This is a genomic window from Frigoribacterium sp. MCBA15_019 (assembly GCF_001864945.1).
Classification (GTDB): Bacteria; Actinomycetota; Actinomycetes; order Actinomycetales; family Microbacteriaceae; genus Frigoribacterium.
The window spans coordinates 24,084-38,181 of record NZ_MJGS01000017.1 but is presented as its reverse complement, the minus strand read 5'-3'; the positions used below and the strand labels follow the sequence as shown (position 1 = coordinate 38,181).

General features: G+C 72.0%; 15 protein-coding genes and 1 tRNA gene. 6 read left to right on the top strand and 10 right to left on the bottom strand.

The window, feature by feature from the left end; translation table 11 throughout:
- Window positions 1-96: 96 nt before the first annotated feature.
- Window positions 97-172 (top strand) — tRNA-Ala (locus BIV04_RS12330).
- A gap of 305 nt (window positions 173-477) precedes the next feature.
- Here the strand turns inward: BIV04_RS12330 and BIV04_RS12325 are convergent.
- From BIV04_RS12325 to BIV04_RS12295, 7 genes are read right to left on the bottom strand one after another with little or no spacing between them, the layout of a single operon-like run.
- The gene (locus tag BIV04_RS12325) at window positions 478-1,938 is read right to left on the bottom strand and encodes an 8-oxoguanine deaminase (RefSeq protein ID WP_071256834.1); all 1,461 of its coding nucleotides are present in this window, start codon (window positions 1,936-1,938) and stop codon (window positions 478-480) included.
- Complete coding sequence (gene add / locus BIV04_RS16840) at window positions 1,935-2,984, bottom strand: adenosine deaminase (protein ID WP_218141854.1); 1,050 nt, start codon at window positions 2,982-2,984, stop codon at window positions 1,935-1,937. Before add ends, BIV04_RS12325 begins: the two co-directional genes overlap by 4 nt.
- A complete protein-coding gene (locus BIV04_RS12315; RefSeq protein ID WP_177174818.1) occupies window positions 2,981-4,000 on the bottom strand; it encodes a nucleoside hydrolase in 1,020 nt (339 codons plus the stop codon). The genes add and BIV04_RS12315 overlap by 4 nt, the downstream gene beginning before the upstream one ends.
- Window positions 3,997-4,893 (bottom strand): ABC transporter permease, encoded by an 897-nt coding sequence (locus BIV04_RS12310; RefSeq protein ID WP_054145986.1) that lies wholly within the window; start codon window positions 4,891-4,893, stop codon window positions 3,997-3,999. The genes BIV04_RS12315 and BIV04_RS12310 overlap by 4 nt, the downstream gene beginning before the upstream one ends.
- Window positions 4,893-5,807: an ABC transporter permease gene (locus BIV04_RS12305; protein ID WP_055973638.1), complete on the bottom strand. Its 915-nt coding sequence runs from the start codon at window positions 5,805-5,807 to the stop codon at window positions 4,893-4,895. The genes BIV04_RS12310 and BIV04_RS12305 overlap by 1 nt, the downstream gene beginning before the upstream one ends.
- Entirely contained in the window at window positions 5,800-6,648 is an 849-nt protein-coding gene (locus tag BIV04_RS12300) for an ABC transporter ATP-binding protein (protein WP_071256611.1), read from the bottom strand. The genes BIV04_RS12305 and BIV04_RS12300 overlap by 8 nt, the downstream gene beginning before the upstream one ends.
- Window positions 6,645-7,775: an ABC transporter substrate-binding protein gene (locus BIV04_RS12295; RefSeq protein WP_071256610.1), complete on the bottom strand. Its 1,131-nt coding sequence runs from the start codon at window positions 7,773-7,775 to the stop codon at window positions 6,645-6,647. Before BIV04_RS12295 ends, BIV04_RS12300 begins: the two co-directional genes overlap by 4 nt.
- Window positions 7,776-7,893: 118 nt before the next feature.
- Between BIV04_RS12295 and BIV04_RS12290 the strand changes: the two genes are divergently transcribed.
- Together BIV04_RS12290 and BIV04_RS12285 are read left to right on the top strand one after the other, a co-directional pair.
- Entirely contained in the window at window positions 7,894-8,493 is a 600-nt protein-coding gene (locus BIV04_RS12290) for a TetR/AcrR family transcriptional regulator (protein WP_055973631.1), read from the top strand.
- 68 nt (window positions 8,494-8,561) lie between these two features.
- A complete protein-coding gene (locus tag BIV04_RS12285) occupies window positions 8,562-9,962 on the top strand; it encodes an NtaA/DmoA family FMN-dependent monooxygenase (RefSeq protein ID WP_052505346.1) in 1,401 nt (466 codons plus the stop codon).
- Between the two features lie 13 nt (window positions 9,963-9,975).
- On the opposite strand, the gene BIV04_RS12280 is transcribed toward BIV04_RS12285, so the two are convergent.
- On the bottom strand, window positions 9,976-10,713 hold the full coding sequence (locus tag BIV04_RS12280; RefSeq protein ID WP_071256609.1) for an HAD family hydrolase: 738 nt from the start codon (window positions 10,711-10,713) through the stop codon (window positions 9,976-9,978).
- 163 nt (window positions 10,714-10,876) lie between these two features.
- Here BIV04_RS12280 and BIV04_RS12275 point away from each other — a divergent pair, with 163 nt between their 5' ends.
- From BIV04_RS12275 to BIV04_RS12265, 3 genes are all read left to right on the top strand, one after another.
- Window positions 10,877-11,593, top strand: a complete 717-nt coding sequence (locus BIV04_RS12275; RefSeq protein WP_255364278.1) for a general stress protein — start codon at window positions 10,877-10,879, stop codon at window positions 11,591-11,593.
- A 127-nt stretch (window positions 11,594-11,720) separates the two neighbouring features.
- Window positions 11,721-11,960, top strand: coding sequence for a hypothetical protein (locus BIV04_RS12270; protein WP_055973623.1), 240 nt, complete (start codon window positions 11,721-11,723; stop codon window positions 11,958-11,960).
- Entirely contained in the window at window positions 11,957-12,505 is a 549-nt protein-coding gene (locus BIV04_RS12265; RefSeq protein WP_255364277.1) for a MarR family winged helix-turn-helix transcriptional regulator, read from the top strand. The genes BIV04_RS12270 and BIV04_RS12265 overlap by 4 nt, the downstream gene beginning before the upstream one ends.
- Before the next feature lie 22 nt (window positions 12,506-12,527).
- Here the strand turns inward: BIV04_RS12265 and BIV04_RS12260 are convergent, their stop codons facing one another.
- Complete coding sequence (locus BIV04_RS12260; protein WP_043596011.1) at window positions 12,528-12,839, bottom strand: hypothetical protein; 312 nt, start codon at window positions 12,837-12,839, stop codon at window positions 12,528-12,530.
- A 345-nt stretch (window positions 12,840-13,184) separates the two neighbouring features.
- Window positions 13,185-13,919 carry a FadR/GntR family transcriptional regulator gene (locus tag BIV04_RS12255; RefSeq protein ID WP_071256608.1) on the bottom strand — a complete coding sequence of 245 codons (735 nt, stop codon included), beginning with the start codon at window positions 13,917-13,919 and terminating at the stop codon, window positions 13,185-13,187.
- Window positions 13,920-14,098 lie beyond the last annotated feature (179 nt).

Genomic DNA, 14,098 nt, shown 5'->3' with positions numbered 1-14,098 from the left:
GGGCCCCGGTCGGGGTGAACTTGCGTGCTCGAAAAATGTAGTAATGTAGACGAGTTGCTTCCGACGGGGTGAAAACCTCACAAGAGCAACAGTTCTGGGTCTGTGGCGCAGCTGGTAGCGCACCTGCATGGCATGCAGGGGGTCAGGGGTTCGAGTCCCCTCAGATCCACCAGAACGGGTTCGAGAGAACCACACGAAGGCCCCTCCTCGAGAGGGGCCTTCGTCGTGTGTGGGGCATCTGTTCGAGGGCGACGGTGCCGACGCCGCCACGAAGTGAACACTCCGCCACGAGTTCTCGTGGCGGAGTGTTTACTTCGTGGCGGGTCGGGCGGTCGGGCGGGTCGAGTGGATCGGGCAGGCCCTGCGCTCACGCCGACGGGCGCATGCCCCGGCCTGTACCCGAGCCGACGGGCGCAGGGTGCCTAGCAGGCGCAGGGGGCGCAGGGGGCGCAGCGGGCGCAGGAGGCGCGGTTCGCGTCAGACGCGGGCGCGCAGGTCCGCCGATGCCCGGGCCGCGCCCTCGGCGAGCAGACCCTGGTCCGCGTGGACGAGTTCGCCGTCCGTCACGACCGCGTCGCCGCCGACCCAGAGCCGGGCCAGCGGAGGCATCGAGGCCAGCCCGAGGGCGGCCACCGGGTCGGCGATGCCGGCGAACTCCACCCCGTCGACGCGCCAGAGGGCGAGGTCGGCGAGCTTGCCGACCTCGATCGAGCCGAGGTCGGCGTCCCGGCCGAGCACGCGGGCGCCGCCGATCGTCGCCAGGCGAAGGCCCTGCCGAACCGAGAACGCGTCCGCGCCCGAGCGCAGGCGCCCGAACAGCACCGCCTGCCGGATCTCGGTGCCGAGCTGACCGGACTCATTCGACGCGGCACCGTCGACCCCGAGGCCCACGGGTGCCCCCGCGCGCAGCAGGGAGGCGATCGGGGCGATGCCCGCGGCGAGTCGACCGTTCGACGAGGGGCAGTGCGCCACACCCGTCCCCGTCGCCGCGAACCGGCCGATCGCGTGGTCGTCGAGGTGGACGCAGTGGGCCATCCAGACGTCGTCGCCGAGCCAGCCGAGGTCCTCGAGGTACTGGGTGGGCGTGCGGCCGAAGCGCTCGAGGCAGAAGGCGTCCTCCTCGACGGTCTCCGAGCCGTGGGTGTGCAGCCGGACGCCGAGCTGCCGTCCGAGCACGGCGGCCTCGCGGAGCAGGTCGGGGGTGACCGAGAACGGCGAGCAGGGCGCGATCGCGATCTGGACCCGCGCGTCACCGGACGGGTCGTGGAACCGGGCCACCGCCTCCTGACCGGCGCGCAGCGCGGCGTCCGTCGTCTCGACGGCGAAGTCCGGGGGCAGGCCGCCCTGCGACCGACCGAGGTCCATCGAGCCGCGTGTGGCGTGCAGGCGGACGCCGACCGTGCCGGCGGCCCGGACGATGCCGCCCAGCAGGTCGCCGGCACCGGCCGGGAAGACGTAGTGGTGGTCGCCGACGGTCGTGCAGCCCGACCGCGCCAGCACGGCGATCGCGGCGGCGGCCCCGGCCTCGACGAGAGGCTCGTCGATGCGGGCCCAGGTCGGGTAGAGCGCGACGAGCCAGTCGAACAGGATCGAGTCCTGCGCGATGCCGCGGGTCAGCCACTGGTAGAGGTGGTGGTGGGTGTTCACCAGGCCGGGGGTCAGCAGGTGGCCCCGGCCGTCGACGCGCTCGACCGGGATCGGCGCTGCATCCGGTGCCGCCGAACCGGGGACCGACCCGGGTGGGGCCAGCCCGGCGGTGCACCACGCGGGGGCGGGCCCCGGCCCGACGGCGACGATGCGCGATCCGTCGACGACGACGTGCCCGCCGGCGTGCTCGGTGTCGTGGGCGTCGACCGTCGCGACGTGGGCGTTCTCGACGACGAGCCGCTGGACCGGCGCCGCCGAGGCGGAGGCGGGTGCGGAAACGGGCGAGGTCACGCCGCCAGCCACGCCGCGATCTCGGCCGCGGCCCGCGCCTTGAGTTCCTCCGACGCCCCCGAGCACTCGATCGAGCTCAGCGCGCACGCGGCGAGCTGCTCGTCGGACAGGCCGAGGGTCGCGCGGGCCAGCTCGTACTCGGCGAGCACGCCGGGCCCGAACAGGATCGGGTCGTCGGCGTTGATCGAGCACCGCACGCCGGCTTCGACGAGGCGCTTCAGCGGGTGGTCCTCGATCGTGGGGATCACCGAGAGCAGCACGTTCGAGGTGAGGCACACGTCGAGGCAGACGCCCTCGGCGGCCAGGCGGGCCATCAGCGGCTCGCTCTGCACGGCCGTGACGCCGTGCAGGACGCGGTCGGCACCCAGGACGTCCAGCGCCTCCTCGATCTGGTCCGGTCCGGCGAGCTCGCCGGCGTGCGGCGTCGAGAGCAGGCCCGCGTGCTTGGCGATGCGGAACGCCTCCTCGTAGCGGGCCGCCGGGTTGCCACGCTCGTCGTTGGCGAGGCCGAGCGAGACGACGCCGCGGTCGGCGTACGCGGCGGCCAGGTGGGCGAGCTCGTTCGCGGCCTCGACGCTCTCGGTGCGGTCGACCGTGATCATCAGGCCGACCTCGACGCCCCATCGCTCGCCGCTCTCGGCGCAGGCCGCGAGCATCGCCCGCAGCGAGGCGTCGAGCGACCCGAAGGTGTCGACGTAGAACTGCGGGCTCGCCCCGAACTCGACGTAGGCGACGCCCTCGTCGGCGCAGTCCTCGATCGCCTCGTCGATCAGGCGGAAGAGGTTCTCGCTCTCGGCGACGACCACGAGCATGCCCTGGTAGGTCGCGCTGAACTCGCTGAAGTCCCCGAAGCTGGTCGGCATCGGCACGACGACGCCCGACGCCGCCGCCATGTCGGCCAACGAGTCCGGTCGGATCGCCGCCTCCATGTGCAGGTGCAGGTGTCCCTTGGGCAGGGTGCGCAGGTCGCGAACGACGGCGTCGGCGGGCGAGGGAGAGGTCACCGAGGAGGCGCGGGTCGCGTCGGCGGGGGAGGTGGTGGTCACGAGCGGGCTCCGTGGATCAGGGCGTCGACGAACGACGGCAGGAAAAGGTCGGTGTGGACGGCGGTGACCGCCGTCGTGTCGGTGGACGGGTCGCCGGTCGGCACGGGGCCGTCCGGGTGCCAGTCGACCTCGGCGCCGTCGGCCGTGCGCATCACCCGGCCCCGCGTCGCGAAGCCGTCGTGGGTGATGCCGACGGAGCCGGTCACGCTGTCGGCGATCCACTCGGGGTGCACCAGCAGCGCCGCGGCGAGGCCGTCGTGCACGGGGCTGACCCGGCGGCCCCAGGCGTTGCGGTAGAAGTCCAGGTAGGTCGCCAGGACGTCGGCGGCGAAGGTGCCGGTCGGCGTGCCCGAGTCACGGAGCGCGGCGACGTGCGACTCGTCGGTGATCACCTGGGACGTCGCGTTCACGCCGACCATGAGGCGCGAGGTCGCCGGGGCGGCGAAGACCTCGCGAGCGGCCACGCCGTCGTTCTGCACGTTCGCGTCCACCATGTCGGTGCGGCCGAGGGCCGGGAAGGGCCCGCTGCCGCCCATGATCGTCACCGACCGGAACAGCGTCAGGAGGCGCGGTTCGGCCCTCAGCGCCAGGGCCACGTTCGTGAGCGGCCCCAGGGTGAGCAGGTCGATCTCGCCCGGGGACGCCCGGGCGACCTCGACGAGTCGCTCCGCCGCCGGGGTGTCGAGCAGCACGCGGGGGAGCGGCCGCTCGGCGACGACGTCACCGAGACCGTCGTGACCGTGCACGTAGTGGGCGATGTGCGCCTCCGCGTCCAGGGGTCCCTCGGCACCTCGGGCGACCGGCACGTCGTCGAGTCCGACGAGCCCGAGCACGTGTCCGACGTTACGCAGGGCGTCGTCGACCACGCAGTTGCCGTAGACGGCCGTGATGCCCACGATCTCGACGTCGGGCTGCGCGGCGAGCCAGAGCAGGGCGAGGGCGTCGTCGATGCCCGTGTCGGTGTCGACCAGCACGCGGCGGGTCACGCTGCGGCCGGTCACGCTGGGGTCGGTCACGACGCGGTCGCCTTGCCGGCGTTGGGGCCCCACTTCGCGAGCACCGCCGTCTCGACGAACGTCGTGATCGTGTAGAGCACGATCGAGACGAGCGTGATCAGCACGACGATCGCCCAGATCTCGCCGTACTGCGACTGCGACTTGGCGGCCGTGATGGCGGCGCCGAGGCCCTCGTAAGTGAAGAGCCACTCGTAGAGCATCGCGCCGGTGATGGCTCCCGGCACGGCGATGCGCATCGAGGCGAAGAAGTACGGCAGGGCCGTGGGGAACGCGACCTTGCGCATGATCGTCCAGCGGCTGCCGCCGTAGACCCGGATGAGGTCGACCGACTGGGCGCTGACCGAGCGGAAGCCGAGGCTCAGGTTGACCAGCAAGGGGAAGAACACGACCACGCCGCCGATGAAGCCGGCGGTGACGATCCCGTTGCCCAGCACGAGGTAGATGACGGGGGCCATCGCGAGCAGGGGCACGGTGCGCAGCAGCATGGCGATCGGCATGAACATGAACTCGACGGGCCTGATCAGCGTGAAGACGATCGCCACGACCAGCGAGCCGCCGACGCCGAAGACGAAGCCGATCGCGGCGTGCCAGAGGGTCACCCCGAGCAGGCCGGCGATGTGCACGCGGTTCTCGGCCGCCGTGGTCTGGCTGAGCTCGGAGTCGACGAAGAACCAGCGGAACACGTCGGCCGGGGTCTTCGCGATGAACGCGTTGGCCTGCAGCACGACGATGGCGAGGTTCCACAGGATGCCGAGGATGATCGCCGAGATGGCGATCGTCAGCACGGTGCGGCCGATCCGCCGCAGGACGAACCGGGCCGTCGAGGAGGCGCTGGTCGAGTCCGCGGGGGCGGCGACGCGGGTACCGGTGCCCGTGGGCAGGGTCGTGGCCATCAGAACCCCTCTCCGGCGCGGCTGTCGCCCGCCGACCAGGGCGTGACCAGTCGGCTGATCCGCCCGATGACGAAGTAGGCGATCCCGGCGATGCCGCCCGAGATCAGGGCCAGGGCCCAGAGCTTGACCGACGCCGCCGTGGCCTGCGCCGCGAGCAGCAGGATGCCGAGGCCCTGGTCGACGCCGATGAGGAAGTACTCGCCGAGCACCGCGCCGAGGAACGCGGCGGGTGCCGCCAGTTTCAGCGCCGCGAGGATGCTGGGCAGGGCGGCGATCAGACGGACCTTGACGAGCTGCGTCCAGCGCGAGCCGCCGTAGGCCGTGATCACGTCGAGCTGGGTCTCGCTCGCGGCCCGCAGGCCGAGCAGCGTGCCGATCACGGTGGTGAAGATCACGCTGAGCGCGGCCAGGAAGATCGACGTCGTCCGGCCGCCGGCGGGCGACATGAGCGTGACGATCGGCGCGATCGCGGTCAGCGGGATGCACGAGCAGACCACGGCGAGCTGGGTCGAGAGGCCCTCGAACCACGGCACGAGCAGCACGGCGAAGGCCAGTGCGAACGCGATCAGGTTGCCCCAGAGGAAGCCCCAGGCCGCGCTGCCGGCGGTCGCGCCGATGGCGCGCCAGTAGACGAGGTCGCTGAGGTCCGTGACGAGTTGGACGAGCACCTGGCCGGGTGGGGGCACCGACCCGGTCACCGAGAAGAGGGTGACGGCCACGACCTGCCAGATCGCGACGATCAGCACGATGCCGACGAGGGCGCCGACCCACGGAGGCGCGGCGGCCATCGAGCCGAGCACCGACCGTCGCTCACGCCCCCGGGCGGTCTCGGCCTGGAGCGCGACGCTCTGGCCCAGCTCCGCCTCGACCTCGCGCTCGGCGGTCTCGCGCGGCGACGTGTGCAGGTCAGTCATCGGCCACCGTCCCGTGCGAGCCGAACAGGATCTCCGAGATGCGGTCGACGTACGCGTGGAACTCCGGGGTGCGGGTCAGCTCGGGCAGGCGCGGTCGGGGCAGGTCGACCTCGACCACCTCGGCGATGCGGCCGGGCCGGGCGCTCATCACGGCGACGACGTCGGACAGGAACACGGCCTCGGCGATGCCGTGCGTCACCATCAGCGTGGTGGCGGGCTTCTCGCCCCAGATGCGCAGCAGCTCGACGTTCATGCGCTGCCGGGTCATGTCGTCGAGCGCGCCGAACGGCTCGTCGAGCAGCATGATGGTCGGCTGCACGGCGAGGCAGCGGGCGATCGAGACGCGCTGCCGCATGCCGCCCGACAGCTGCGCCGGCTTGGCCTTCTCGAAGCCCTTCAGGCCGACGAGGTCGATCAGGTCGTCGATCAGGCCGGCCGGGGGAGTGAGCCCGGCGACCTCGAGCGGCAACCGGATGTTGTTCTCGACGCTGCGCCAGGGCAGCAGGGCCGAGTCCTGGAACGCGATGCCCGTCTCGTGGCCGCGTTGCACCTCGGCCGCGGTCTTGCCGTTGATGACGACGCTGCCCGACGTGGGCGTCTCGAGCCCGGCCAGGATGCGCAGGATGGTCGACTTGCCGCAGCCCGAGGGTCCGAGCAGGCTGAGGAACGAGTCCTTCTTGGTGCCCAGGTCGATCTGCGTCAGGGCCTGCACGCTCTTCCGGCCGAGCTGGAACGACTTGGTCAGCCCCTGGATGTTGATGCCGGTGGCGAGCTCGGGTCGTCCGGCGGGGTCGCCCGTCGCCGTCGTGAGTGCGGTCGTGGTGCCGTCCGTCATGGTCATGCCGTGGGGATCGTGAAGGTCGTGATGAGGTCGGGGTTCTCTTCGTAGACCTCCTTGATGATGCTGAGGTCGAAGAGGTCGTCGGCCGACACGTCGGTGCCCATGGCCTTCAGCGAGGCGATGTTCTCGGCGACCAGCTCGTCGGTCATCGTGAACAGGCCGTTGGCGTTGACGTCCTCGGTGAGGATGAGGGTGTTCTGCGCCTCGGCCTCGGCGGTCTGCTCCTCGACGTCGAGGTCCTGGTCCTTGCCGTACTTCTCGGCGGCGTACTTCGCGCTCTGCTCCGGGTCCTTCACCGCGTCGGTCCAGCCCTTGATCTCGGCGACCAGGAAGGCCTTGAGCATGTCGCGCTCGTTGTCGATGGTGTCCTGCGTGACGGTGAAGGTCTCGGCGACGAACGGCAGTCCGTTGTCGGCGAAGCCCAGCACGACGGGGGTGAAGCCGTCCATCTCGGCGAGGATCGGCTCGTTCGTGATGTACGACATGTGCGCGTCGTACGCGTTGGTCTCGAGCGGGGCGATGTCGTACTGCGTGGCGACGAGCTCGACGTCGTCGAGCGTCATGTCGTTGGCCTTGAGGAAGCCCTCGAAGATCGTCTGGTTGCCGCCCGACTGCACGCCGATCTTCTTGCCCTTGAGGTCGGCCAGGGTGCGGATCGGCTTCCCCTCCTCGAGGGAGAGCAGGCAGAACGGGTTCTTCTGGAACGTCGTGCCGATGATCTTGAGCGCCGCGCCCTGCGCGACCGAGGGGCCGGTGAGCGAGGCCGACGACAACCCGACCTTGGCCTGTCCGGCGAGCAGCGCCTCCTCGGCTCCGGTCTGTCCACCACCGGCCAGCAGGGTGACCTCGCTGAAGCCCGCGTCGGTGTAGTAGCCCTTCTCCGTGGCGAAGTACTCACCCGCGAACTCGATGTTCTTGATCCATGAGAGCTGGACGGCGATGGTGCCGAACGAGCCACCCGACGCGGCCCCGCCGGATGCCGCGCCCGTGCCGGCCGACGAGTCGGTGCAGGCGGCGAGCAGGGCGGTCGTGCCGACGACGAGGGCGGCCGAACCGCCCAGGCGCAGGAACCCGCGGCGGTCGAGGGACGAGTCGCGGAAGGCGGGAGGAACGGAGAAAGGGCTCATGGGGGAACTCCTGAGGTTCGTTCGGGTGAGGTGTCGAAAAGCTAGACCCGGACTGTTTCATCGTCGTTTCGGTCGTGTTGCCGTCGTCGTCGACCTCGCGGGACGTTAGTTTCGGGTCATGGCCACCCGGGAGTCGTCCGACAAGAGGGCCGAACTCCTCGAGCGCGTCGTCGACCACGTGCTCGAGAACGGGGTCGGCCAGCTCACCCTGCGCGCCCTCGCGACGGCGGTCGGCTCGAACAACCGCATGCTGCTGTACTACTTCGGCAGCCGCGAAGAACTGGTCGTGGCGGCCCTGCACGGCGCCGAACGGCGGTTCCCGGGCATCGTCGGGGTCGTGGACCACCTGGCCGGGCCGGACCTGCCGCTCGACCAGCGCCTCCTCGCCGTCTGGCGGACGGTGTCCGACCCCGTCAACCAGCCCTTCAACCGGCTGTTCTTCGAGGTGTTCGGCCTCGCGAGCTTCGACCGCGAGCGCTACGCCTCACTGCTCGGCGACATCGGCACCGAGTGGGTGGGCCAGGTCGCGGCGGCGTACCGCGCCGAGGGCGTCGAGGAGGCGCGGGCCGAGTCGCTCGCGCACGAGACGGTCGCGCTCTGGCGCGGCTTCCAGGCCACGTTGCTCAGTGCCGGGTCGAGCGCTGCCGTCGACCGCGCGGCGGTCGACGCGATCGAGGCGCTCGTCGCCCGCGTCCGCGCCGCCGCCGTCGCCCGCTGACGGGACACCCGTGTTAAGAGCTTGTTTCGGGGCTGGACTCTGGGTGAACCATCCGGTTCACTGACGGCATGAAGCAGATCCGTCTCGGTGTGTTCGAAGTCGCCGGCCCCCAGGTCGGCGGCACCCTCAGCTGGTCCCACCCGCGCAGCGACTCGCTCGGCTACCACGGGCTCGACCTGTGGATCGGCATGGCGAAGCTGCTCGACCGTGCGGGCTTCGACTTCCTGTTCTTCGCCGACGGGTTCGGCTACCCGTCGATCGACGGCGACCTGCCCGAGACCGCGGCCCGCGGGGGCATCAACTTCCCCGGCATGGACCCCGCCCTGCTGATCCCGACCCTGGCTCGCGAGACCGAGCGTCTCGGTTTCGTCGTCACCTCGTCGACCGGCCTCGACCACCCCGTGCAGTCGGCTCGCCGATTCGCCACGCTCGACCACCTGACGGGCGGCCGCATCGGCTGGAACATCGTCACGGGCGCCTCGCAGAACACCGTCGCCGAGCTCTTCGGCCACGACGAGATGCGCGGCCACGACGCCCGCTACGACCAGGCCGACGAGTACGTCGACCTGGCCATGACGCTCTGGGAGGGCTGCTGGGAGGACGGCGCCTTCCGCGGTGACGCCGAGGCCGGCGTCCTCGCCGACCGCGATCGCATCCACCGGGTCGAGTTCGCCGGCGAGCACTTCCGCTCGTCGGGCTACTTCACGGTCGCACCGTCGCCGCAGCGGACGCCCGTCCTGTTCCAGGCCGGCACGTCCGACCGGGGCCGCGCCTACGCCGCGCGCAACGCCGAGTGCGTCTTCGTGCAGGGGACGACGGTGCCGAAGACCGCGGCGAACGTCGCCGACATCCGGGCCAAGGCCGCCGCCCTCGGCCGTGACCCCGAGTCGGTCAAGATCATGGTCGGGCTGACCGTCACGGTCGCCCCGACCCACGACGAGGCCGTCGCCCTGCGGAAGGAGTTCGACGACCTGCAGACCGACGAGGTCGTCGCGGTCCTCTACGCGGGCAACACCGGCATCGACCTGCTCTCGCTCGACCCGTCACGCGACCTGACGCAACTGCAGGACGACGGCGGGCCCGTCGGGCAGATGGGGCAGAGCAACATCGACCGCTTCCTGCCGAAGGACGGCTCGCCGGCGCCGACCGTGCGCGAGATCCTCGACGACCTGCGCGGCAAGGGAACCCGAGGGCTCCAGCTGGTCGGCGACCCCGTCGAGGTCGCGGACGAGCTCGAGCGCCTGGTCGACGAGACCGACCTCGACGGCTTCCTGCTCGAGCCGATCTTCGGCACGGCCGACCTGGCCGACTTCGCCGACCTCGTCGTGCCCGAGCTGCGCCGCCGTGGCCGCATGCCGGCCGAGCCCGCCACGGGCACGCTGCGCGAGCAGATGCTCGGCCGTCCCGGGCCGCACCTCTCGGCCGACCACCCCGGCGCGCGCTTCGCGGTGGTGCCGGCGACGGTCTGAGGTCGTCCTCGGTTCAGGAGGCGCTGCTCGCCCAGGCGCGGATCGCCGGGTACAGCTCGGGCAGCGTCGTCGCGCGGTGCGTCGGCCGGGCGTCCGGGGCGGGGAACCGCTCCACCAGGGCGGTCGGCGATCCCTGGGCCGCGGCCGGCTCGAGGTCGTTGGGCCAGATGTCGCCCACGCTGAGCAGACGGTCGGGCCGGTCCTCGAGACCCGCGTCGGCCCGGAGCCGGTCGAGCACGGCGGCCAGACCGGTCGGCTTCCGCGCGTCGGTGACGATCTCGTCGACGCGGTCGGCGAGCCCCAGCCGCTCGAGCGGCTGCACGACGCCGTGCTCGGGGGAGTTCGTGACCAGCACCACGTGCACGCGCTCGGGCAGCGAGTCGAGCAGCTCGGCGAGCCCTTCGGGGGCCGTGGTCTCGAGGCGGCCGTCGGCCAGGGCCGCGCGAGCCCCGGCGTAGGCCGCCGAGCGGGCCGCGTCGTCGACGCCCAGGGCCCGCGAGACCCGCTCGGCGACGACGTACCCGTCGGGGGAGCCGTCCGCGTGAGCGATCGCCTCGTCGACCCCGGCCGGCTCGTCGTCGAGCGGGCTGCCCACGAACCGGGCCAGCACCGCCTCGACCAACCGGGGCGGGTGCCGTTCGGCGGTCGCCGCGAGGGCCTCGTCGAGGAGGCGCGCGTAGGTCAGCACCGGACCGTCGCCCAGGCAGACGGTCCCGTCGAAGTCGAGCACGAGGACGTGGGTGGTGGTCATCCCCCGATCCTGCCCCACGAGACGTGGGTCGGCGGGGCGCCGTCGCGACCGGAGCGTGTGGAGGGGCCGTGGTGGGGACGCCGCGACTGAGAGCGCGCCAAGGAATGCTGTGGGCCGACTGTGCATTCCCTCCGCGTCGACGCGAGCGCGATAGAACGGGAGCATGAGCAACGAGCAGGACACCACGCCCACCCCCGACGACCGCCCGCGCCCCGCGTACGGCGAGTACGCGCCGCAGGGCACCGGGCAGCAGCCCGCCGGTCAGCCGGCCTCTCCCGACCAGGGGCAGCAGCCGGGCCAGGTGCCCGGTCAGCAGGGCGCTCCGTACGGCCAGCCCGGCTACGGCCAGTCCGGTCACGGTCAGGCCGGGCCGCAGGCGACCCCGACGACGGGCACGCCCGGCCCCGGTGGCATCGGCGCCTTCGCCGGCGCGGGCTATCCCCAGGTGCTCGCCTCCTTCACCAAGTACGAGGACGCCCAATCGGCCGTCGACCTGCTGTCCGACGAAGGGTTCCCCGTCGAGAGCGTCTCGATCGTCGGACACGACATCCGCACCGTCGAGAACGTCTCGGGTCGGCTGACCTCGGGCAAGGCCGCCGGACGCGGCGCCGGTGGCGGTGCCTGGTTCGGCCTGCTGCTCGGACTGCTGTTCGGCATCTTCGCCCCGAGCGCTGCGTGGATCGGCGTGCTGCTCGTGGCCGTCGGCCTCGGTGCGCTGTGGGGTGCCCTGTGGGGCTTCGTCGGCCACAAGATGCTGCGCGGTCGTCGCGACTTCTCGTCGGTCCGCACCATGGAGGCCGGCCGGTACGAGGTGCTGGTCCGCGGCGAACTCGCCGCCCGGGCGCACCAGACGTTGGCGCAGGGTCGCAAGGTGGCCTGACCGGCGCCCGCCGCGCCTCCTCGGTTCCGCCCGTCCGCGCCCGCCCCGTTCGTCGGGGCGGGCGCGGTCGTGTGTCTCGGACCGCCGCCCTGTCGTTGGGGCACCAATCGTTGGTAGACTAACGACCATGACGAGACCCGAGCGGCACCACGACCACGGCAGCAGGTTCGGCGACCTGGTCGAGCGCATGAACGCCCGGCTGCGGCCCTACATCGGCGGCGCTCAGCTGGGGTTGAAGAACGAGGCTCCGGCGGTCGCGCCTCAGCACGGTGGCGTCTGCCCGCTCTGCGGTGCGCCGATGGACGAGCACGTCGTCGATCGGACGGGCGTCCGCACCATGGTGCACTGCCCGGTGCCCCGGGCATGAGCGCCGCCGGTGCCGCGGGCATGAGCGCCGCCGGTGCCACGGGCACGAGTGTCGCGGGTACTGCGGGCAGGGATGCGGTCGGCGACGCGGGTTCCGGCGCAGCCGGGGGCGCGGACCCGCTCGAGCTCGAGAGTCAGATCTGCTTCGCGCTCTCCGTCGCGTCGCGGGGGGTCGTGGCGGCCTACCGTCCGGTGCTCGAGCCTCTCGGGCTGACGCACCCGCAGTACCTCGTCATGCTGGCCCTGTGGCAGCACGCACCGCTCTCGGGTCGTGAGCTCAGCCGTCTGCTGCGGCTCGATCCGGGCACGCTCAGTCCGCTGCTGAAGCGGCTCGAGGCCCAGGGGCTGCTGACCCGCGGGCGACGGGCCGACGACGAGCGGGCGTTGTCGATCGAGTTGACCCCGGCGGGTGCCGAGTTGAGGCGCGAGGCCGAGAGCATCCCCGGCCGCATGATGGCGCGGCTCGGGGTGACGCACGACGAGCTCGTCGTGCTGCACCGCACGATGACGAAGTTGATCGTCGCCGCCGACGCCGAGGGCGACTGACCTCGTCGGTCTCCGTCGCGCCTCAGCGCAGCGGTGCGGGCACGGTCGCCGACCGCGACCACACGACGTCGACGGTGCGCCCGAGGACGCGGGTCGCGATCTCGCCGGCCAGCGCCTCGCGGAAGTGCGTCGCGGCCCGCTCGTCCGAGACGACGACGTCGACCCGGAGGCCCGCGAGCTCGTCGGTCACGAGAGCCGGGCCGTCGGCGAAGCGGACCAGGTACTGGTGGTCCTTCACGGGCACGTTCTCGTAGTGGTCGCGGAGGCTCTTCTCGAGCAGGCGGACCGAGTGGATTCCGTCCTTGGGCTTCACGAGGGCGCTGAGCGAGATCATGCGTCGATGCTGCACCCCGGGGGCGACCGGGGCGTGAACGGGACGTGACGGGCGCCTGGGCGTTCGCCGCGCCTCCTCGGTGTGTCGGCCGTGCGCGGCGTGCGGGTACGAGCGGCGCCCGGAACCGCCGGGCGGTCGAGGCGTGCCGAACCCGACCGGCCGCAGGGCGCGAGGCGTGCCGAACCCGACAGGGACCGAGCGACGCGCCGCCTGAGAGGGGCGTCGGGCGGCGTGTCGCAGTCGAGTGGTCGCGAATTACACAGCGGGAGGCAATTGCCGGCCTGCATTCGGCGGGAAGACAGGAGGCGCGGGGCAGGCGGGGATGGGAAGTGCCGGAGGCGCGGGTCAGGTCGCGGGGGAGCCGCCGGACTCGGCGACGAACTCGTCGACGGTCGTGTCGATCAGCTGCCACGAGCGGGAGAAGGCGGCGTCCGCGTCGCCGGCCCGGATCGCGAGGGCCAGGTCGAGGTGCAGCTCGGCCGCCGCGGGCGTGTACTCGGTGATGGTGAACCGGCGTTCTTCGGTGCGGGTGCGCAGCAGCGCCTCGACGGTCGAGGCGAAGTGCCCGATGACGTCGTTGCCCGAGCCGCGCAGCACGGCCGTGTGGAAGGCGACGTCGGCCTCGAGGTAGGCGCGGCCGTCCCCGGACTCGGCGGCCGCCACCATGGTGCGCGCCGCGTCCTCGACGGCCGAGGCCTGGTCGGGCGTGAAGGCCAGGGCGCTCAAGCGGGCCGCGACCGGCTCGAGGCCGAGTCGCAGCTCGAGCAGCTCGCGCATCTGGACGAAGTACTCGGGGCTGCGGCCGCGCCAGAGGATGATCTGCGGGTTCATGAGGTCCCATGAGGTGCGGGGGAGCACCTGCGTGCCGATGCGCTGGCGCGGTTCGACCATGCCGAGCGACTGCAGCACCCGCAGGGCCTCGCGCAGCACCGACCGCGAGACGGTGAACCGGGCCGCGAGGTCGTCGAGGTTGAGGATGGAGCCCACGGCGAGCCGGCCGTCGACGATCTCGGTGCCGAGGACGTCCACCACGCGGGCGTGCAGGCCGCGTTCTCGTGATGCGGAGAGTCCGGGTGTCATCGTCGACTCCTAGGGGAGAGGGGTGCGGAAAGGAGGGGTGGCGCGGTCGTGGTGACTGTGGCACACTTCATAAGTCTGATTATTCACACTAATCAGACTCGTCCGCGAGACAAGACTGCCAGACATCCGTCGGGCGCAGCCGGACGACAACCCCACGGGCTCCGGCCCACGACGAAGAG